Source organism: Aequorivita capsosiphonis DSM 23843, assembly GCF_000429125.1.
Taxonomy (GTDB): Bacteria; Bacteroidota; Bacteroidia; order Flavobacteriales; family Flavobacteriaceae; genus Aequorivita; species Aequorivita capsosiphonis.
On the sequence record NZ_AUBG01000007.1, the window covers coordinates 260385 to 280901 of the forward strand.

General features: G+C 37.4%; 19 protein-coding genes. 12 read left to right on the top strand and 7 right to left on the bottom strand.

Going from position 1 to position 20517, the window contains the following annotated elements:
- Positions 1-57 precede the first annotated feature (57 nt).
- The 6 genes from G440_RS0107535 (at position 58) to guaB (ending at position 6397) form a co-directional block, all read left to right on the top strand.
- Complete coding sequence (locus G440_RS0107535) at positions 58-1092, top strand: quinone-dependent dihydroorotate dehydrogenase (protein WP_026450747.1); 1035 nt, start codon at positions 58-60, stop codon at positions 1090-1092.
- Positions 1093-1222: 130 nt separating this feature from the next.
- Positions 1223-1837: a LysE family translocator gene (locus G440_RS0107540; RefSeq protein ID WP_026450748.1), complete on the top strand. Its 615-nt coding sequence runs from the start codon at positions 1223-1225 to the stop codon at positions 1835-1837.
- Between the two features lie 61 nt (positions 1838-1898).
- Entirely contained in the window at positions 1899-2762 is an 864-nt protein-coding gene (locus tag G440_RS0107545) for a hydroxymethylglutaryl-CoA lyase (protein ID WP_026450749.1), read from the top strand.
- Complete coding sequence (locus G440_RS0107550) at positions 2763-4301, top strand: bifunctional metallophosphatase/5'-nucleotidase (protein WP_026450750.1); 1539 nt, start codon at positions 2763-2765, stop codon at positions 4299-4301.
- A complete protein-coding gene (locus tag G440_RS0107555) occupies positions 4301-4783 on the top strand; it encodes a heme-binding domain-containing protein (RefSeq protein WP_026450751.1) in 483 nt (160 codons plus the stop codon). Before G440_RS0107550 ends, G440_RS0107555 begins: the two co-directional genes overlap by 1 nt.
- Before the next feature lie 141 nt (positions 4784-4924).
- Positions 4925-6397 carry an IMP dehydrogenase gene (guaB, locus tag G440_RS0107560; RefSeq protein ID WP_026450752.1) on the top strand — a complete coding sequence of 491 codons (1473 nt, stop codon included), beginning with the start codon at positions 4925-4927 and terminating at the stop codon, positions 6395-6397.
- Between the two features lie 317 nt (positions 6398-6714).
- Here the strand turns inward: guaB and G440_RS0107565 are convergent, their stop codons facing one another.
- Both G440_RS0107565 and G440_RS0107570 read right to left on the bottom strand, forming a co-directional pair.
- Positions 6715-7221 (bottom strand): OmpH/Skp family outer membrane protein, encoded by a 507-nt coding sequence (locus tag G440_RS0107565; RefSeq protein ID WP_026450753.1) that lies wholly within the window; start codon positions 7219-7221, stop codon positions 6715-6717.
- A gap of 154 nt (positions 7222-7375) precedes the next feature.
- Positions 7376-7612, bottom strand: coding sequence for a hypothetical protein (locus G440_RS0107570; RefSeq protein ID WP_026450754.1), 237 nt, complete (start codon positions 7610-7612; stop codon positions 7376-7378).
- A gap of 218 nt (positions 7613-7830) precedes the next feature.
- Between G440_RS0107570 and G440_RS0107575 the strand changes: the two genes are divergently transcribed.
- The 6 genes from G440_RS0107575 (at position 7831) to G440_RS0107600 (ending at position 16177) form a co-directional block, all read left to right on the top strand.
- Positions 7831-9786 carry a peptidylprolyl isomerase gene (locus tag G440_RS0107575; protein ID WP_026450755.1) on the top strand — a complete coding sequence of 652 codons (1956 nt, stop codon included), beginning with the start codon at positions 7831-7833 and terminating at the stop codon, positions 9784-9786.
- On the top strand, positions 9783-10640 hold the full coding sequence (locus G440_RS0107580; RefSeq protein ID WP_026450756.1) for a hypothetical protein: 858 nt from the start codon (positions 9783-9785) through the stop codon (positions 10638-10640). Before G440_RS0107575 ends, G440_RS0107580 begins: the two co-directional genes overlap by 4 nt.
- Entirely contained in the window at positions 10633-12066 is a 1434-nt protein-coding gene (locus G440_RS0107585; RefSeq protein ID WP_245574838.1) for a peptidylprolyl isomerase, read from the top strand. The genes G440_RS0107580 and G440_RS0107585 overlap by 8 nt, the downstream gene beginning before the upstream one ends.
- Positions 12067-12082: 16 nt before the next feature.
- Positions 12083-13036 (top strand): AAA family ATPase, encoded by a 954-nt coding sequence (locus G440_RS0107590; RefSeq protein ID WP_026450758.1) that lies wholly within the window; start codon positions 12083-12085, stop codon positions 13034-13036.
- Between the two features lie 226 nt (positions 13037-13262).
- Positions 13263-15527, top strand: coding sequence for an aconitate hydratase (locus G440_RS0107595; protein ID WP_026450759.1), 2265 nt, complete (start codon positions 13263-13265; stop codon positions 15525-15527).
- Positions 15528-15613: 86 nt separating this feature from the next.
- Entirely contained in the window at positions 15614-16177 is a 564-nt protein-coding gene (locus G440_RS0107600; protein WP_051285217.1) for a TlpA family protein disulfide reductase, read from the top strand.
- A 10-nt stretch (positions 16178-16187) separates the two neighbouring features.
- Here G440_RS0107600 and G440_RS0107605 read toward each other — a convergent pair whose 3' ends face one another.
- The 5 genes from G440_RS0107605 to G440_RS0107625 form a co-directional block, all read right to left on the bottom strand.
- Positions 16188-16772 (bottom strand): SET domain-containing protein, encoded by a 585-nt coding sequence (locus G440_RS0107605; RefSeq protein WP_026450761.1) that lies wholly within the window; start codon positions 16770-16772, stop codon positions 16188-16190.
- Between the two features lie 123 nt (positions 16773-16895).
- Complete coding sequence (locus G440_RS0107610) at positions 16896-17591, bottom strand: lycopene cyclase domain-containing protein (RefSeq protein ID WP_026450762.1); 696 nt, start codon at positions 17589-17591, stop codon at positions 16896-16898.
- 3 nt (positions 17592-17594) lie between these two features.
- Positions 17595-18044 carry a sterol desaturase family protein gene (locus G440_RS0107615; protein WP_026450763.1) on the bottom strand — a complete coding sequence of 150 codons (450 nt, stop codon included), beginning with the start codon at positions 18042-18044 and terminating at the stop codon, positions 17595-17597.
- Between the two features lie 81 nt (positions 18045-18125).
- Positions 18126-18968 (bottom strand): phytoene/squalene synthase family protein, encoded by an 843-nt coding sequence (locus G440_RS0107620; RefSeq protein WP_026450764.1) that lies wholly within the window; start codon positions 18966-18968, stop codon positions 18126-18128.
- Positions 18965-20431, bottom strand: coding sequence for a phytoene desaturase family protein (locus G440_RS0107625; RefSeq protein WP_026450765.1), 1467 nt, complete (start codon positions 20429-20431; stop codon positions 18965-18967). The genes G440_RS0107620 and G440_RS0107625 overlap by 4 nt, the downstream gene beginning before the upstream one ends.
- Positions 20432-20517: the final 86 nt, after the last annotated feature.

A 20517-nucleotide genomic window follows, 5' to 3' on the forward strand; every position in this document is an offset into this window, starting at 1 on the left:
AATGAAACATGATGAAAACTACCCTATATTTGGGTAGTTTTCTATTTTTGCCTAGATATGTACAAAACCATCATTCGCCCCATATTTTTCAGCTTTGATCCTGAAAAAATACATCACTTTACATTTTCGTTGCTTCAGTTTTCCAATAAAATTGGTTTGGGAAGCGCTTTCCGAAGTACGTATAAAATTGAAGATTCAAAACTGGAACGTGAGCTTTTTGGATTAAAATTCCCAAATCCCGTTGGACTTGCAGCGGGCTTTGATAAAGACGCAAAGCTTTACAAAGAACTTTCCAATCTAGGTTTCGGCTTTATTGAAATAGGGACCGTGACCCCAAAACCACAAGCCGGAAACGAAAAACCACGTTTGTTTCGTTTAAAGGAAGATTCAGCCATCATTAACCGAATGGGTTTTAATAATGGGGGCGTGGAAGAGGCTGTTGAACGATTAAAGGAAAATCCAGCAGTAGGAGAAAAGGGGCATGTATTAATTGGTGGAAACATTGGCAAGAACAAAATAACCCGCAATGAAGAAGCTGTGAGCGATTATCTAATCTGCTTTGAAGCGCTTTTTGATTATGTGGATTATTTTGTGGTAAATGTTAGTTCGCCAAACACGCCAAACTTGCGTGCCTTACAGGAAAAAAAGCCATTAACGGATTTGTTACAAACACTTCAGAACAAAAATGCTTCAAAACCAAAACGAAAGCCCATTCTCCTAAAAATCGCACCAGATTTAACTGAGGAACAACTTTTGGACATTATCGAAATCGTGAACACAACAAAAATTGATGGCGTAATCGCCACCAATACCACCATTTCCCGTGAAGGCATTTCTTCAGAGAACAAAAAAGAAATGGGCGGCTTAAGCGGTAAACCATTGACAAAAAGAGCTACGGAAGTAATCCGTTTTCTTTCGGAAAAAAGTAATAAAGCATTTCCTATTATTGGTGTAGGCGGAATCCATTCCGCAGAAGATGCCTTGGAAAAATTGGATGCCGGCGCTAGTTTGGTTCAGTTGTATACGGGTTTTATTTATGAGGGTCCAGGCTTGATAAAAGATATTAATAAAGAAATATTGAAAAGGTCTTAGGACGGTAAGGTTGAAGGTATAGTAACAACTCTTTATAACTTTCAAAACGCCCCTATATATTTCCCGAATTCAATAATTTGAGTGTCTTAAGTCTTACGTCCTATAGCGCAGCGGTCTTACGTCAATTTTTATGATAGAAACACTAATTTCATTTTCAATCGCCACCCTTGCGCTCGCCATTTCTCCTGGGCCTGATAATATCTATGTTCTTACGCAATCTTTAGTCAACGGAACTAAAAGCGGCATTGCTACAACTGCTGGTTTGATGAGCGGTTGCATTGTTCACACAACGCTTCTGGCCTTTGGTATTTCTGCAATTATTACAGCTTCGGAAGAACTGTTTTATGCAATTAAAATTTTGGGAGCTTGCTACTTAGTCTATTTGGCATATAAGGTTCATAAAAGTGAGGAAAATATTTCTATAGTTGCAAAGGCTCCAAAAAAATCATATTTACAGCTTTTTAAAACGGGCGTTATCATGAACTTGGTAAACCCGAAAGTACTGATATTTTTTTTGGCATTTTTCCCAGGCTTTCTTTGGAATAAGGAAGGAAATACGGTTTTGCAATTCTATGTTTTGGGAATTATCTTTATGGTGCTTTCATTTATCACCTTTAGCATGATTGCAATGGCAGCTGGGCGAATTTCATCTTTAATTTTGGAATGGAAAAATGTGGCGACTTTTTTAAAATGGATGCAAATATTTGTTTTCCTTGGAATAGCGATATTTATTTTGCTACCGTAAATTTGTTCTTTTTTAAAATTGAAAGATTCCTGCCTTCATAGGAATTACTATCTTTGAGCCAATGCAACACGTAAAAATAATAGAATGTCCACGAGATGCCATGCAAGGTATCAGAGATTGGATTCCTACAGCGGAAAAAGTAAAATATATACAGTCGCTTTTACGCTGTGGTTTTGATACCATTGATTTTGGGAGCTTTGTTTCGCCTAAGGCAATTCCACAAATGCAGGACACTTCAGAGGTTCTTTCAAAACTCGATCTTTCAGCAACAAATAGCAAATTTCTTGCTATTATCGCCAATTTGCGCGGTGCTGAAGACGCCGTAAAACATTCTGAGATTGATTATTTAGGCTATCCGTTTTCTATTTCTGAAAATTTCCAAATGCGTAATACGCACAAAACAATTGCAGAGTCTTTGGTTTTGCTTCAAGATATTTTAAACCTAGCCCATAAAAACAATAAGGAGGTGGTTGCATATCTCTCCATGGGCTTTGGAAATCCTTATGGAGATCCTTGGAATGTTGAAATAGTAGGTGAGTGGACGGAGCGGCTTTCGGCAATGGGAGTTAAAATTCTTTCCTTAAGCGATACAGTTGGTACATCTACACCTGATATTATTTCATATTTATTTAGTAACTTGATCCCCAGATATCCCCACATAGAATTTGGTGCACATTTGCACACCACACCAAACGCTTGGCATGAAAAAGTTGATGCAGCCTATAAAGCAGGTTGCCGTAGATTTGACGGTGCTATACAGGGTTTTGGAGGTTGCCCAATGGCAAAAGATGAATTGACAGGAAATATGCCAACCGAAAAAATGCTCAGCTACTTTACCGCTGAAAAAATTTCGTGTAACATTCACCCAATGTCTTTTGAGAGCGCGCACAATGAAGCAACAAAAATTTTTACCAAATATCATTAAATGAAAAAATTTTTAATTTTAGCTATTGCGGGATATTTTATTTCCGGTTGTGAAATACTTCAACTCGCTCCTGAAGATCCCGTTAAAGGCGCAGGAGCAGTGACACTTAAGTTTGTCCAAATGAACGATGTTTATGAAATTGCCCCTCTAAATGGCGGAGAATATGGCGGGCTCGCACGTGTGGCACATATTCGTGATTCCATTAAGGAACAATTTCCAAATACGTATTTATTTTTGGCAGGCGACTTTCTAAACCCTTCTTTATTGGGAACCGTTAAGGTAGATGGCGAACGTACGAACGGCAAGCAAATGGTCGAGGTGCTTAATGCTATGCAGATTGATCTGGTTACATTCGGAAACCATGAATTTGATCTTAGTGAAAAGGATTTGCAAAAAAGATTGAATGAGTCTAATTTTACTTGGACCTCCGCAAATGTGCGTCACGTTACAGAAAAAGGTGTTATGCCTTTTAGCACAAAATGGGATTACTCCAACGTTCCCACGTCAGATTACTCCACCTTTAATGCCACGGATGCCGATGGTAATAAAATTAAGTTTGGCGTATTTGGCGTTACTTTACCATCTAACCCGAAAGAGTATGTGTACTATGGTGATATTTATACAAACGCAAAACGTGCCTATGATCTTGCAATTCAAAAATCTGATTTTGTGGTTGGTTTGACTCATGTTTCTCTTGACGAAGACATAGAAATAGCAAAACACATTCGCTCCCTTCCACTAATTATGGGTGGTCATGAGCATTATAATATGCTTGAAAAAGAAGGAAGGACCATTATTGCCAAGGCAGACGCCAATGCAAAAAGTATATACGTGCACACCATTATTTATAACTTGCGTACTAAATACCTCTATATTAATTCTGAATTAATGATGGTGACGGACAAAATAGCGCCTTCCGCTAAAGTAGAACGGGTTGTTAACAAGTGGACGGAGCTATTGGATCAGAAACTTAAGGAAGTAATAGAGAAGCCTGAAGAGGTAATATATCACGCGGATCGTCCGTTAGACGGGACAGATACCGCCAACAGAAGCAAACAAACCAACTTAGGAAAGCTTATTGCGCGGTCCATGGCTTATGCTTACAATGACACTGTGGCTGGGGCTATTGTTAATGGTGGATCCATAAGAATTGATGATAGATTAGTAGGTGACATTACCAGTACCGATATTTTTAGAATTCTTCCTTTCGGAGGAAGTGTGCTAAAAGTTGATTTAACAGGTAAGCTTTTAAAAGAAGTTTTAGATTTTGGACAATCGAGTACTGGCGAAGGAGCCTATTTACAGCGATATAATATTTCCAAAAACGAAATGGGTGCTTGGCAAATGGACAATAAAACCATTTCTGACAAAAAAACGTATACCGTTGCCATTAGCGATTTCTTGCTAAAAGGTTTAGATATCCCTTTTTTGACTCCTGAAAACGAAGGCGTTGAAAATATTTATACTCCCGAGGAAAATGAAACTCCTGGAGATATTCGGAAGTCTATTATTTCCTATTTAAGTTCTATTAAAAACTAATGTCTTGGCAGAAAGTTACAAGGACAATTTTCATTTTGGCACTTGTTGCTTTGGTGATAATTCAATTTATTCGCCCAGATAAAAATGCAGAAGGCTACGAAAGTGTCACTTTATTTGAAACCGAAACGAGAACATCTTCAAAAGTTTCCGTTATTCTAAAAGAAAATTGTTACGACTGCCACAGCGCCCAAACCCAATATCCTTGGTATGCTGAAATTGCCCCACTTTCCCTTTGGTTAAGCGATCATATCAAGGAAGGAAAAAAACATTTCAATGTTTCGGCTTGGCAGCAATACTCCATAAAAAAGAAAGATCACAAATTGGAAGAGGTTCTAGAAATGATTGAGGATGATAAAATGCCCCTGTGGTCTTATAGCTTGCTTCACGGTGCTCTTTCCGAAGATGAAAAAACCTTATTATTGCAATGGGCTGGAGTTGCGAGACTGCAGTATAGGCATCAGCTGGAAGTTTCCGTAAAATAATTTTAAAGCAATCCTTAAAGTTAACTGAAGTGTTGCGAAAATAAATAAAGTTTTTATAGTACATTTGCACGCAATTAATCCATTACTACATTCCGATCCTGTCACTTCTGGCGTTAAGCCTCGGATACTAAATTAATTGCTATGATTGCACACGACAACAAAATTATTGGGGAAGGTCTTACTTACGACGACGTACTTTTAGTGCCTGCCTATTCTGAAGTTTTACCACGCGAAGTTTCTATTACTACAAAATTTTCTCGAAACATTACTCTTAATGTACCTATCGTCTCAGCTGCTATGGATACCGTTACCGAAAGTGCCATGGCCATTGCCATTGCTCGTGAAGGTGGTATTGGTGTGCTTCATAAAAACATGAGCATCGAGCAACAAGCTGCCGAAGTAAGAAAAGTGAAACGTGCCGAGAGTGGCATGATAATCGATCCGGTGACACTTCATAAAGAAAATACCGTAGGTGATGCTCAAAAAACAATGCGTGAATATAGCATTGGCGGGATTCCTATTACAGATCAGGAAGGAAGGTTGATCGGTATTGTTACCAATCGTGATTTGCGTTTTGAAAAAGACTTAAAGCGTCCTTTGTTGGAAGTGATGACGCAAGAGAATCTGGTAACCGTTGCACAAGGAACATCCTTAAAACAGGCTGAGATAATACTTCAAAAAAATAAAATAGAGAAATTACCAGTAGTTGACGATCACGGGAAACTTTTAGGACTAATTACCTTTAGAGATATAACCAAACTTACCCAGAAGCCCAGTGCCAATAAAGATCAGTACGGAAGACTTCGCGTTGCCGCAGCTCTTGGCGTAACAGCTGACGCGGTTGAAAGAGCGGAAGCTTTAGTAAATGCACAGATTGATGCAGTAATTATCGACACTGCTCACGGTCATACCAGAGGAGTTGTTGAAGTTTTAAAACAAGTTAAGGAACGATTTCCAGAATTGGATGTGATTGTAGGTAATATAGCCACGGCTGAAGCTGCAAAATATTTGGTTGAAGCTGGCGCAGATGCTGTAAAGGTTGGGATTGGACCAGGTTCAATTTGTACTACAAGAGTGGTTGCCGGCGTTGGGTTTCCACAATTTTCAGCAGTGCTGGAGGTTGCTGCAGCTTTAAAGGGAACTGGAGTTCCCGTAATTGCAGATGGAGGAATTAGATATACCGGAGATATTCCGAAGGCTATTGCTGCTGGTGCCGATTGCGTAATGCTCGGCTCCCTGTTAGCTGGAACAAAGGAATCTCCGGGGGAAACTATTATTTACGAAGGAAGAAAATATAAAGCATATCGAGGAATGGGTTCGGTAGAAGCGATGAAACAAGGTAGTAAGGATCGTTATTTCCAAGATGTTGAAGACGATATTAAAAAACTTGTTCCCGAAGGGATTGTGGGACGCGTGCCTTATAAAGGAGAATTGCTTGAAAGTATGACCCAGTTTATCGGTGGGCTTAGAGCGGGTATGGGTTATTGTGGCGCCAAGAATATTGAAACCTTAAAAGAAAACGGCAAGTTTGTAAAAATCACATTTTCTGGAATTGCAGAAAGCCATCCACACGATGTAACCATAACTAAAGAATCTCCAAATTATAGTAGATAGAGAATTTAGACGGTTGCAGGTAGTTGGTAGAAATCTGACTTATTAATAAAACGTTATAGCGTTGGGGTTTTCCTGACGCTATTTTCGTTTATTATCGCAGAGAAGTTTTATCATAATGAAATAATCGGTGCTTTAAAATAGTGATTTATCACAGCTAATTTTACAAAGTACTTTTTCTGATTGAGGTTGTATATGAAGCCTAATTATTTGCACAGCCTAATTTTGAAGATGGAAAACGGTTTGCCTTGATTCCATAAAAAAAAACGCGAAGCCAGAGACTTTGCGTTTTAAATTTCTTTAAACTAAAAGTTGAATGATTATTCTCCCTCTTCCAGTTTTATTCCAAGCTCCAATAGAATTGGCACGGTAAGGTCATAGTCTGGATCTAAATAAACAAGATCTGGCGTAGTTTGAGTAACTTGGCTGTAGTTCTGTTCTCCGGCAACTTTTTCTAAGGCCACCCCTATCTTCTTGTACAGAGGTTTAAGAGCTTCCGTTTTTTTAATTTCCATAAGCTTTGCCCCATTTTGCCTAAATTTTTGGATATCCTCTTCCATATCCATTATGGCAATTTGTTTTTCTTGCTTTTGTTCTGCGTTTAGTGTTGATTCGCTAGCCTTATATTCGTTCACAAGTATTTTATATGCATCCACTTTCTTATTTAGATCAACATCCAGTGTTTTTCCATATGCGCCCATCTCCTTTTGAACTTGGACCATTTCTGGCATCTTAGACAGAATGTACTCAACATCTACAGCACCCACTTTTCCTTGAGCGAAAGTTGTTAAGCCAATGAAGAGTATAGCAATTTTTAAAAATTTCATGATATTTATATTTAATGATATTATGAGCGCAATATTACTATAAATATTGCAAATAAACAGAGCGCCCTAAACGTTTGTGAAAAATGAACCCTGTATTAACGTATACCATGCATCAGTTCTTAAAATATTTTTTCCAAGTCCATTAATGTAAACCCTAATCATATAGCTGTCCGCGCGTTGGCTTTAAAGTTTCTCTTAGGCTGTCCATTAGGGATTTTTCAACTACCAAAAAAGCAGTATGATGCACGGGGCTTAACTCCTCATCTCCAATAATGGTATTTTGTAATTTTTCTGTTGCAACATACTCACCTAAATGTTTTGCGTGATGCACTGCGATGTGCTGCGCATTTGGGCCGCGAAAATCCCATATTAGTTTTACTCTTTCAGTCATTTTAAATATTTATTTGAAAATAATTTTTTGTTTTAAAAATAAATTAGCACCTTCTTTAGAACTAATGGCGCAAGTTAAATATTTCCAGGAATATTTTAAAAAGCTGGCTACACTATAATTATATTAAATTCGTTTGTCTTTCTGTTATTAGTTCCCAAAGCTTTTTGCTATTTTTGCGACGCTTCATAAAAAATATAAATATTCAATTATTCTATAAGATGAAAAATTTAATTTCTGTATTCATTTTGGCTCTCTTATGCGCCACAACGGTTTTTTCACAAGACAAAAAAGAAGTGCTGATGACCATAGATGGCAAGCCCGTCTATGCAAGCGAATTCAAACGAGTTTATAAAAAGAATTTAGATTTGGTTCAGGACGATTCCAAAAAGGATATTGACGGATACCTTGATCTATTTATTGACTACAAATTGAAAATAGCCGAGGCGGAAGCCCAAGGTTTGGATAAGGAGCCCGAATATAAAAGCGAATTTTTAAAATACCGCGACCAGCTCTCTCGAAGTTATCTTTACGAAGATAAAATCACCGAAGATATGGCGAAAGAAGCCTTTGAGCGCAGTAAAGAACAGATTAACGCGACACATATATTGATTGCTGTAGATTACGAAGCAGTGCCTCAGGATACTTTAAAAGCATATAATAAAATTAAATCTATTCGTGAAAAAGCACTTCAAGGGGAAGACTTTAAAGCCTTGGCCAAAAAATATTCAGAAGAGCCAGGTTCTAAGGAAAGAGGAGGTGAGTTAGGCTATTTTACAGCGTTCTCTATGGTTTATCCTTTTGAAAACGCTGCTTATAATACCAAAGTAGGTGAGATTTCAAATATAATCCGCACCAGTTTTGGATATCATATACTCAAGGTAAATGATAGAAGACTTGCTCCACCTAAGATTGTGGTTTCACATATTATGATTTCCGATAAAAAAGGTGCCAGAGATTTTAACCCAAAAGAGCGTATCAATGAGATTGCGACATTGATTAAACAAGGAGAGTCTTTTGAAAGTCTGGCAAAGCAGTTTTCAGACGATCGAAACTCTGCCATACACAATGGAAAGTTGAAGCCTTTTTCCAAAGGCGATTTACGGTCTTCAGATTTTGAAACTGCTGCTTTTGCGCTTCAAAATCCAGGTGACATTAGCGAGCCAATAAAAACTGATTTTGGATGGCACATCATTCGCTTAGATGAAAAGTTAAAACCCGAAACTTTTGAGCAACAACGGGTAAAATTGGAGAAAAAAGTTGGAGAAGGAGATCGCTCCAAGGTTGTAATCCACGCAGTTAACCAAACCATAAAAGACAAGTACGGTTTTCAGGAAGGGGAAAGTTACTCGCCATTTTTTGAAACCTATTTGGGAGATGATATTTTAAAAAGAAGATGGGTTATGACACCAATTTCTAAAGAACAAAACAAAACTCTTTTTACTATTGGCGATAAAACAATAACTTATTCAGATTTTGCGAAATATATTGAAGAACGCCAAAGAACTGCAAGACCTTATAATACCAAAGAAACCTTATTGAGTGATTTCTATAATGAATTTGAGACAATGGCTTTGAAAAATTATTTTAAGGAAAGACTTGAGGTTGAAGATGAAAATTATGCTGGTATATTAAGCGAGTACCGCGATGGACTTTTGATTTTCGACGTGATGGAAAAAAATATTTGGGAAAAAGGAAAGAACGATTCGATAGGTCTTCAGGAATATTACAATAAAACGAAGGAAAACTACCAATGGAAACAACGTATTGATGCAGATATATATGCTGCCACTTCTCAAATGAGCGCGCAACAGATTCAAAAAATGTTGGCTGAAGGAAAGAGTTCTGATGAAATTAAAGCAACTTTAAACGCAGATGATAAAGTGAACGTTTTGATTACTCGAGGTGTTTTTGAAGTAGATCAAGAAGAACTTCCAAAGAATCTTAAGATAAAGGATGGTACTTCAGATATCTACCCAAGTAATGATTCCTTTGTTGTTGTAAATATTAAGGAAATTATTGCGCCGGGTGTAAAAGCTCTTGATGACGTTAAAGGTAGGGTGTTGAGCAACTATCAAAACGATATAGAAAAATCTTGGATGCATAACTTACATTCAAAATACAAAGTTGAGATAAACAAAAAAACGCTTAAGCGCGTTAAGAAAGAACTTAAGTGATTCGGAATATCTTTTATATTATAGTATTAAGTGCAATATTGGTTTCCTGTGATTATTTCAAAAAGGAAACTGAGAAGAATGTGATTGCCCGTGTGAACGACAAATACTTGTATGAAGAAGATATAAAAGATTTAACCACTGGAAATACTTCACCTGAAGACAGCACGCTAATCGTAAACAATTATATCAATCGTTGGGCTACCCAACAACTGCTCATTGGTCAAGCAAACATTAACTTGTCTCCAGAACAGCTAGAGCAATATGATAAGTTGGTTAGCGAATATAAAACCGATTTACTAACGGAGGCTTATAAAAATGTAATTGTAGATAAACAGTTGGATAGTGTGATTAGCGCCCAAGAGTATGAGTCGTATTACGCAAACAATAAAGAAAACTTCAAGCAAAAGGATATGCTTGTCAAGATGCGGTACGTGCAATTGCCATTGAAATTTGAGGGTTTACAAGCAGTAAGGGAAAAATTAGACCGTTATAATGAAAAGGATAGTGCTTCCTTACACAGTCACAATTATCAGTTTATTACTTCAAACTTTAATGACTCTACGTGGATAAGAAAAGACGTGTTACTTCATGTTTTACCCATCCTAAAGGAGAATAATGACCAAGTGTTAAAAAAATCCAATTTTTCACAATTGCAAGACTCATTAGGGGTATATTTGGTGAAAATTGAAAATGTGCTAAATCCCAATGATACAGCACCATTTTCCTACGTAAAGCCAACTTTGAAACAAATAATTTTGAATAAAAGAAAGCTTGAACTGATTAAAAAATTAGAAAAAGATATTACAAAAGATGCAATTGAAACAAATAATTTTGAAATCTATAAAAATGAATAAATTTTTATTGATAATGCTACTTTCTTCGGCCATGGTGCAAGCACAGGTTGTCTTGGAGCCAGACAGTCTGGGGGTGGTACAGGACAATGATTCACTTATTGTGCAACAAACCATACAACGCGATACTTTAAAGCCTTTTAAAAGGTATAAAGCCGAGGGCGTAAGTGCAGTAGTTGGAGAATTCGTAATCTTAGATAGTGATATAGACAAAGCCTATGTGGAGATGCAGTCACAGGGAATATCTGTTGAAGATATTACCCGTTGCCAATTAATGGGGAAATTGATGGAAGATAAGCTTTACACACATCAAGCGAAACAAGACAGTTTGGTGGTTGCAGATGCCGAAATCAACGGGATGATAGACCAACAGTTACAATATATGATAAGTGAACTGGGTAGTGAGGAAAAAGTTGCTGCCTATTACAGAAAAGATAATATAGCCGAATTAAGGACGGAGCTTTTTGAAGCAAATAAGAGCCTTAAACTTGGTAGAATGATGCAGGATAAAGTAATTGAAAAAGTTGAAATAACTCCGGAAGAGGTAAGAACATTTTTCTTTGCAATTCCAGAAGAAGAACGCCCGGTATTTAGTGCTGAGATAGAGATTGCCCAAATAGTGATAGAGCCAGAAATAACACAGAAAGCAAAAGATGAGGTTATAGCGAGGTTGAATTCTATTAGAGCAGATATTCTTGACAATGGAGCAAGTTTTTCTACGAAGGCGGTATTGTACTCAAAAGATCCTGGGTCTGCTTCCAAAGGAGGTCTTTACGCAGGTGTGACAAGAGATTCTCCATGGGCAAAAGAATTTAAGGATCACGCGTTTTCACTATTGGAAGGCGAGATAAGCGAACCTTTTGAAACGGAATTTGGATATCATATTCTTTATGTTGAAAAAATTCGCGGTCAAGAAGTAGATGTAAGACATATCCTGATGTTTCCAGATGTTTCACAGAAATCTATAGACGAGGCACAAACAGAAATAGAAGATATTAAATCTAAAATAGACTCTGGTGAGATGACTTTTGCTGAGGCCGCACGTAAATTTTCAGATGATAAGGAAACGAGAAATAATGGTGGGCAATTGGTTAATCCTGTCAACTTCGACACGAAATTTGATTTGACCAAAATGGATCCAACCTTAAGTGCACAAGTTTATAATTTAGATGAAGGTGAAGTTTCAAAAGTGTACACTGATCGCGACCGAACAGGAAAAAGTAGTTTAAAACTATTTACCGTTACAAAGAAGTATCCCGAACACCAAGCAGATTATTCAAAGGATTACGAACGCATCAAGCAATTGGCGCTTCGTGAAAAACAAATCCGGGTTATCGATAAGTGGCAAAATGAAAAGATAAAAGATACGTATATTAGCATCAATAAGGATTACCACGACTGTGATTTTGCCGGAAATTGGTTGAAATAAAAATATAGAATACAATATGTCAGACGTTGCAGCAGTTTCACAACTGGTTTCAAAGTACAATGCCCTTAGGCAAGAAATAAAAAAAGTAATTGTAGGTCAAGATGAGGTGGTAGAGCAAGTATTGCTGGCTGTATTCTCTGGCGGTCACGCATTGCTTATTGGCGTTCCTGGACTTGCGAAAACCTTGTTGGTGAACACCGTTGCACAGGCCTTGGGCTTGGAGTTTAAAAGAATTCAATTTACTCCAGACTTAATGCCAAGTGATATCTTGGGTTCTGAAATTTTAGATCAGAACCGAGAGTTTAAGTTTATTAAAGGTCCCATCTTTTCAAATATTATCCTTGCAGACGAAATAAACCGTACTCCACCAAAAACCCAAGCAGCTCTTTTGGAGGCGATGCAAGAACGCTCCGTTACAGTTGCCGGACATAATTACAAATTAGATTTACCTTACTTTGTTTTGGCCACCCAAAACCCAATTGAGCAGGAAGGAACCTATCCACTCCCAGAAGCTCAGTTGGACCGTTTTATGTTTGCCATCAATCTTGAATATCCTTCTTTTTCTGAAGAAGTTGAAGTTGTAAAGCAAACCACCGCAGGAGAAACCCAAAAAGTAAACTCGCTTTTTACTGCGCAAGAAATTATAGATTTCCAGCATTTGATAAGACGAATTCCGGTTGCAGACAATGTAGTAGAATACGCCGTTAGCTTAGTCGGAAAAACGCGCCCGAATAGCAGTACAGCCACAGAAACAGTAAAAAACTATATAGATTGGGGCGCTGGACCTAGAGCCTCACAAAATTTAATTCTGGCAGCTAAGACAAATGCCGTGCTACACGGAAAATTTTCTCCTGACATAGAGGATGTTCAAAAAGCCGCTATAGGAATTCTTAGACATCGATTGATCAAGAATTATAAGGCCGAAGCCGAGGGCTTAAGTATCGAGGATATTATAAAAGGCCTCTTTTAAGAAAACAGTATTTCTTTATATTTCGGAATTTCTTATTTTTTCCTATTTAAAATTCATTATTTGATAATATAATTCAATAGATATTGCTATTTTTTGAATTATACATATCGATAAACCTATTTCATTAAATATTTTTTAATTATTTCAAAATTTTGTAATTTTGCGACACTTTATGTGGACCCTTGTTGGTTGGCATATTACTTCGAAATAACTAAAAATTACAAGAATGGCATTTGATATTGACATGATTAAAAAGGTTTATGCCCAGATGGCAGAACGAGTTGATAAAGCACGTGAAATCACTGGAAAACCGCTTACACTTTCCGAAAAAATATTATACTCCCATCTTTGGGACGGCAATCCAAACAAAGTCTTTCAAAGAGGAAAAGACTATGTAGAGTTCGCTCCAGATAGAATAGCTTGCCAAGATGCAACTGCACAAATGGCTCTTTTGCAATTTATGCAAGCTGGAAAGAAAAATGTTGCAGTTCCCACTACGGTTCACTGTGATCATCTTATCCAAGCTAAACAAGGCGCGGTGGCCGATTTAAAGCGTGCAAACGAAACCAGTAACGAAGTTTTTGACTTTCTTGAGTCTGTTTCCAATAAATTTGGAATCGGGTTTTGGAAGCCTGGAGCAGGAATCATCCACCAAGTAGTTCTTGAAAACTATGCATTTCCTGGAGGAATGATGATTGGTACCGATAGCCATACAGTGAATGCTGGTGGTTTAGGAATGGTTGCCATTGGTGTTGGTGGAGCAGATGCTGTAGATGTTATGGCAGGAATGCCTTGGGAACTTAAATTCCCGAAATTAATTGGTGTAAAATTAACAGGTTCTCTTAATGGCTGGACAGCTTCCAAAGATGTTATCTTAAAAGTGGCTGGTATTCTAACCGTAAAAGGTGGTACGGGTGCAATTGTTGAATATTTTGGACCAGGTGCCAAAAACCTGTCTTGTACAGGAAAAGGAACCATTTGTAATATGGGCGCCGAGATTGGTGCAACAACTTCAACTTTCGGTTATGATGAATCTATGGAACGTTTTCTACGTGCCACTGACCGTGCGGACATCGCTGACGAAGCGAATAAAGTACGAGAACATTTAACAGGTGATGATGAAGTTTATGCAGATCCTGAAAAATACTTTGATCAGGTAATTGAAATTGACCTGGATACCTTACGTCCGCATTTAAATGGTCCTTTTACTCCAGATTTGGCGACTCCGGTTGGGCAACTTGGTGAAAAAGCAACTAAAAATGATTGGCCAATAAAGGTAGATTGGGGCTTGATAGGTTCTTGTACAAACTCTTCTTATGAAGATTTAACACGTGCCGCCTCCATTGCACAACAGGCAATCGATAAAAAGTTAATACCAAAAAGTGATTTGGGTATTAATCCTGGATCCGAACAGATTCGTTTTACTGCACAACGTGACGGACTTTTAGATGTTTTTGAAAGTCTTGGTGCAACAATATTTACAAACGCTTGCGGACCTTGTATTGGTCAGTGGGATAGAAGCGATAGAAAAGGAGAGGAAAAGAACACCATTGTACATTCTTTCAACAGAAACTTTTCAAAACGTGCCGATGGGAATCCAAATACACACGCTTTTGTAGGTTCTCCAGAAATGGTTGCCGCAATCGCAATCTCTGGCCGTCTGGATTTCGACCCAATGAATGACACTTTGCTGAATGAAGATGGAGAGGAAGTGAAACTAGATGAACCTGTTGGTCTTGAACTTCCCCCAAAAGGATTTGAGGTGGACGAGAATGGTTATTTGGCGCCAAAGGAAGACGGAAGTTCTGTTGAAGTTAAAGTAGCTTCAGAGAGTGAACGTCTTGAATTGTTGGAACCATTTGAGCCTATCAAAGATTCTGAATTGCAAGGTGTGAAATTGTTGATTAAAGCTTTCGGAAAATGTACCACTGACCATATTTCAATGGCGGGACCTTGGTTGCGTTACCGTGGGCATTTGGACAATATTTCAAACAATACCTTGATTGGGGCCATTAATGCTTTTAACAAAAAGACAAATTTTGTAAAAAATCAATTCACAGGCGATTACGGCGGTGTGCCAGATGTACAACGCGAATACAAGGCTAAAGGTGTTAAAACTATAGTTGTGGGTGATCATAACTATGGGGAAGGTTCTTCTCGTGAGCACGCAGCTATGCAACCAAGATTTTTGGGTGTAGCGGCCGTATTGGTGAAATCTTTTGCACGTATTCACGAAACAAACTTGAAAAAACAAGGGATGCTAGGGCTTACTTTTTCCAATGAAGCAGATTACGATTTGATTCAGGAAGATGATACCTTTAACTTTGTAGATATTGCTGAATTTGCCGAGAACACGCCATTAACTATTGAGATTGTTCATAAAGATGGTAGCAAAGATTCTATAAAAGTGAACCATACTTATAACGATGCACAAATTAAATGGTATCGTGAAGGTTCAGCTTTAAACTTGATTAAAAAGCAGAACGCTTAATTTAAATTATAAATTCTTAAACCTCAAAGTGTCATTGCGCAACAAATAGCAATCTGACCTTTGAGGTTTTTTTATACCATAAAACTATGATTCCCTTTCTAAAGAAAAATTGGAGCAATATTCTGTTCTTTGTGTTTTTGGCGCTGTTGATTATTCCACAAACCCGTATGCCTATTCAGGTTTTTGTACAAAGACTGGTTTCTTTTTCTCCATCTGAAAAAGCTGAGGACAAACGGGAAACACTTGAAGATTACAACTGGAATCTTAGCAAATTAGATGAAGGAGCCATATATCTATCAGAATCCAAAGGGAAAGTTATGGTCATCAACTTTTGGGCTACTTGGTGTCCGCCGTGCGTGGCGGAAATGCCTTCGTTTCAGAAATTGTACGATAGTTATGGCGAAAAAGTAGATTTCTATTTTGTTACTTCTGAAGGACCCGATAAGGTCAAAAAGTTTATGGATAAAAACGGATATAGCTTACCGATTTTTCTCCAAAGCTATAAAGCTCCCGTAGCCCTTGAATCCAATGCCTTGCCAACCACTTATTTAATTTCGAAATCTGGGGAAATTGTCATTGAGGAAACAGGTGCTGCAGATTGGAATAGCAAAAAGATGAGAGCTTTACTTGATAAGCTACTAGCGAAGTAAAGCACTAAGATTAACCTGAAAAATGATTGTTTAATATTGAGTCCATTTCTTTTCTACCTGCTGCTATTTCTACAACTTCATCCCATAACTCAGTTTTAAGAAGCGACTTTAAGGGTTGAGCTACTTGAGTTATTTTCGGGAAATTCCTTACTAGTACTTTGTCCCAATTTTTATATTGCTTTAGAAGATCATCAGGATAAACTGTTTTACGGCGAGTTCCTTCATTAATTCCTCTGAATGGTAGTGAGACATTTAGATATCCATAATCGTCCGTGAGTTCTTCTCCAGGCTGGATATCGCGGATAGCAATTTCAAAATCGTACGCTGTAGAAAGACAATTGCTTTTAAAACTGTGGTTTACATAACGTCCATAATCCCAGCAAAGCACTAGGTTTCCTTTATTATTTCGATAGCAATAAGTTTCTAGGATATCGCGGTATAGCCGTTTCATTTCCTGATACTGCGCAGGAGTGAATTCACGGTCAAGCTCGTCTAAAGCCCAAGTTATTGTGCCGGCCGGAATAAATTCTTTCGCAACAACTCCATAGCCAATCTCTTCATTGATTAGTTTCAGTTCTGTTTTTGGATGCATCATAATCAATAATTTTTAAGATTAAATGTAATATAAAAACCAATTCAATTCACAAGCTCGAATCAATTGTTTCTATATTTTTCCAATGTTTAGTTGCAAATATTTCAATAGGAAGAAATTCAAAGTCTAATTTTTCAATGCATACTTTTCCTGAAATCGTTCCATCAAAACAAATACAGTAAGTTGCATGCTGAGTGCATACACGCTATCTTCAATAGGAACGGTGCCTATCCGTATCCCAAGATTTTCAGCATCATTATACCACACTACTGGTTCGTCAATCCAACTGCCAGTGAGATATCCATTTATGATAAAAAAGGGTGTCAGAAGGATCAAAAACACTGGAAAGAAAACATTTAAAGCTTCTTTTTTATAATTAAAAACCAAACCTAATAAAATGATTGCATAAGTAAAATTAATTGCGGTGTACCAACGATTGTAATTATAGAGCAGTGTCACAATTAGAATAGTTTGTAACGAAAAGTAAATGATATCAGTAGTTTTATTCGAAAAACGAAACTTGGGAAGTAGCTTTTTTAAGGAATATATCGTAAAAAGACAGGCGTAGGGAATACAAATAAAGAAGAGCCATTCCTCTAACGGAAGCTTCGCGAAAGTGATTCCTAAAAGATAGGTTTCGTTAAATCCCCAAAAGGCGTTTTGTGTAAATATGATATCCCAAGAAACGAAGAAAGCCATCATTATAAATGTAGCTGGAAAGAAGTATTTCCAGAGTTTATAAAACTTTAGTTTAGGATGGAAACTAAATAAGAAAGGAATGCTAAGCGAAGCTAGGTTGAGCAAAAGGTAAAAGTGCCACACATTTTATTTTTTAAAATATTTTAGGGGTGGAAAAAGCATTCCGAAGCATTCTCCTTCTTCCTTACCAAGATGTTTGTGGTGCATTTTATGCGCTCTTCTTATTCCGCGAGAATACCAATTGTTGGCATTTCGGAACAATCTAAACCGCTGGTGTATAAAAATATCGTGAACAAAGAAATAGGCTAATCCATAAGCGAATATTCCCAAACCAATAGGTAGTCCAGCCCAAAACCCATAATAGCTCCAACCCACAAAACAACTAATGCTTACCAAGGCATAAAACAGAAAAAAATAATCGTTACGTTCCCACCAACTGCCGTGATCCTTATGATGATGATCTTTGTGCAGTTTCCACAGAAATCCGTGCATCACATATTTATGCGTAAACCACGCCATAAACTCCATAATACAGAAAGTGGTAATAAATATTAATATCCAGAGAAGCGTTGTCATTGTTATTTGTTAATTCGGTATTTGATATTTCATTTATTAATATTTGGAATCTGTCCTCTGTCATCCAGCACCTCGCATCGATTATTTTACCAAATTTAATTGATATTTCACATAGCTACGCGTTAATAAACCTATTTTTTCAACATTTGGTACACGAATTCGAGCATTTTTTATTTCGGTTGCGGGAGTTTGCTGAAGTTTTTTAAGTAATCTTTTATAGTACCTGTAAGCCACAAATACACCGAGTTTTGAATCGTGTGGCAAAAGCAAGATACCTTGATAGCCCTTGCTGAAGTTTTCTTCAATTTCCTGAATTATTTTTTCTTTGGAAGTTTCATCCAGTGCATTTAGATTGGTGTTTGGAAAGTATGATCTACTCAGGTTTTCAAAATCTTCTTTTAAATCTCTCAAAAAGTTTACCTTTTGAAAGGCCGAGCCTAAATTCATAGCTCCCTCCTTTAATTCATTGTATTTTTGGTTGTCACCTTTCACAAAAACTTTTAAGCACATCAAACCCACAACGTCCGCAGATCCATAGATGTAATCATTAAACTCCTGTTGGGTGGTATAAACTTGTTTGCTTAAATCAAGTCGCATACTGGACATAAAGTTAGCAATTAACGCTTTATCGATATTGTATTTGTGGACTGTTGCTTGAAAGGAATTCAATATGGGGTTAAGACTGATGCGATCTTTCAGCGCGTCTTCTAAGGAGGCTTCAAAGCGATTTAGGAGCAGCTCTTTATCGTATTCATGAAATGAATCTACTATTTCATCAGCAAAACGAACGAAGCCATAAATATTATAAATATCCTGACGAATAGCTGGACCCAACATACGCGTAGCTAGCGAAAACGATGTACTGTATGTTTCAGTAACGTTCTTGCTGCATTTCTCAGATACTATGTCAAAAAGTTGTTTCAAATTTTAGTTTCTTTTTCGATTAATCCCGCTACTAATTTTCCTGAGATAAGCGCGGGTGGCACTCCGGGGCCAGGCACAGTAAGTTGTCCGGTAAAAAATAGATTTTTTACTTTTCCACTTTTTAATTTAGGTCTTAAAAAAGCCGTTTGCAACAATGTGTTTGCAAGGCCGTAGGCATTTCCTTTATAACTATTATAATCTGAAACAAAATCATTTATACAGAATGATTCTCTAAATGTAATGTTTTTTCTAACCTCTTGGTTGGTGATTTTTTCGAATCGTGCCATTATTTTTTCGAAGTATTCTTCCCGAATTTCAGGAGTATCTTCTAATCCTGGAGCTAGGGGAATTAGAAATATACCTGCCTCCTTTCCTTCGGGGGAAACACTTCTATCCGTTTTAGAAGGAAAACTGGCGTAAAAGAGTGGAGATTCAGGCCATTGGGGTGAATCGTAGATTTCTTCGGAATGTTTTTTAAAATCAACATCGAAGAAAAGAGTATGATGATCTACATGCTTGATATTTTTGTCGAAACCGACGTAAAAGAGTAGGGCGGAAGGAGCAAAGGTTTTATTTTCCCAATAGCTTTCCGAATACTGGCGGAATTCTTTTTCCAGTAGGCTTTCGGTATGGTGGTAATCGGCACCGCTTAAAACGAGATCAACTTTTAATTCATCGCCATTCACATTTAGCTTTGAAACATTTCCTTTTTCAACTTGGATTTTTTCAACATTTTGATTGGTTTTTATTACAACTCCTAACTCCTCAGCGAGTGATTTTATACCATTCACTACAGAATACATGCCATTTTTTGGATGAAAGGTTCCAAGTCCGAAATCTGCATAGTTCATAAAACTATAAAAAGCGGGTGTATTGGAAGGTTTCGCTCCCAAAAATAAAACTGGAAACTCTAAAATCGAAATTAGTCTGGGGTTCGTAAACTCATGGCGAACCTCTTTACTTATAGTACCAAAAAACTGCCCGATTTTCTTCATGGTTTTGGTAGTAACCAATTCCAAAGGAGAAACCCCCGGTCTATATACCAAATCTTTTATAGCGATATTGTAGTTGTCCAGGGCCTGCGCAATAAACTTATTTAGCTTAATAGAGCTTCCCGGCTCTTCCTTTTCGAAAGCGGCGCTAATTTTTTCGAGTGTGTCTTCTATAGTGATAAAGTCGTCCTTCCCAAAATAAACGCGATAGGCTGGATTTAGTTTTTCTAATTCATAATAATCTGAAGGAGTTTTTCCGAAGTCTGAGAAGAATCTTTCAAAAACATCGGGCATCCAGTACCAAGTGGGACCCATATCAAATGTAAAACCGTCTTTTTTAAGTTGTCGTGCCCGGCCTCCAATAGTTTGGTTTTTTTCATAAATAGTGACTCTGTATCCAGCTTGTGCCAAATAGCAAGAAGCGGCCAGTGAAGAGAAACCAGAACCAATAACTGCAATATTCTTTTCCATAGTGTTTAACAAAAATACATTTTATTTAAACAAAAATGAATTTTCCAGAATTTATTTTTTGTATTGCAATACTAAGTGTGCTTGTC